The organism is Bradyrhizobium sp. PRIMUS42, from assembly GCF_023006515.1.
Lineage (GTDB): Bacteria > Pseudomonadota > Alphaproteobacteria > Rhizobiales > Xanthobacteraceae > Bradyrhizobium.
Genome location: NZ_JALBGZ010001229.1, coordinates 1 through 1095 on the forward strand (window position 1 = coordinate 1; position 1095 = coordinate 1095).

Below are 1095 nucleotides of genomic sequence, written 5' to 3' on the forward strand. Positions count from 1 at the left end.
ATCTCGTCGGCGCGGCCGGTGTGCGGCACCACGATGTTTTCGGCGCCGTCGGCGACCTGCTTGATGGTGGCGGTGATCGAGGCAAGCGGCCGGGCGACCGAGCGGGCGATGATGACGATGCCGATCACGACCAGGGCCAGCGCCACGCCGCCGAGGCAGGTGAGCACGAAGGACAATTCGCGATTGGTCTCGGTCTGCTGCGCGATCTGCCTGGCGCGCTCGGCATAGACCTTGGAAAGCGCCTCGAGATCCTTGTTCAGCGCCGAGCGCACGGTGCGGTTGGCGTCGTTGTCGCCCCATTCACGGCCCGCGGCCGCATTGATCTCGACGCCGCGGCGCACCAGTTCCTTGCGGAACTCGACGAACTGCTCGATGCGCTTCTTGAAGGTCGCAAACTGCTCGGCATCGTCGGCTTTGACGATGGTCTCCCAGCGCTTCACGACGTCAAGGATCTGCGCGTTGAACTTGAGCAGGCCCTCGCCGTATTTCTTCACGACGGCGGGCTCGGTCGACATGTAGACGCCACGCGACTCCATCACGACCGCATAGACCAGCGAGTTGACCCGCTCGACGTTCAGCGCGGCAGCGTTCGCCGTCTCGATCGCGCTGGTCAGCTCGGCACCGCGGCGGCTGTTGTAGTCGGAGAGCATCGCGATCGCCGCCGTGAGCAGCGCGAACAGCGCGAAGATCGCGTAGAGCTTGGTGGCGAGCGTGAAGCGGCCGGCGAGGCCGCCGGCATTGCCAGGTTGGTCAGTGGTCATGGTGTTCAGGGCCCCGGAATGGCCTGAAGCGGCCGGTGAGCACGGTCGTCTGAATTTGATGCAAAACTATGCAGAACGAAGATGGATGCGGCGTTAACGCGGGGGCTGGTCCCCTTCGCCCTTGGTCGAAAGAAAGTAAGATATTTCAGCGTCTTGATCCGAAGGTATAGTCTTGAGATCGCGCTGGAGTCGGTCACTGGCCGACGAACCCCGGAGAGCCCCTTGGTCTACCGCCACACCATCGACGCCACGACCTACACGTTTCCGGACCTGCGCGATCTCCTCGCCAAGGCGACGCCGCCGCGCTCCGGCGACCGGCTGGACGGGATCTCCT

1 protein-coding gene is annotated in these 1095 nt (G+C 64.4%); it reads right to left on the bottom strand.

Annotated features, from left to right (window positions below):
• A partial coding sequence (locus MOV75_RS39290; RefSeq protein ID WP_247008211.1) for an MCP four helix bundle domain-containing protein occupies positions 1-761 on the bottom strand: 761 nt, incomplete at its 3' end.
• Positions 762-1095: the final 334 nt, after the last annotated feature.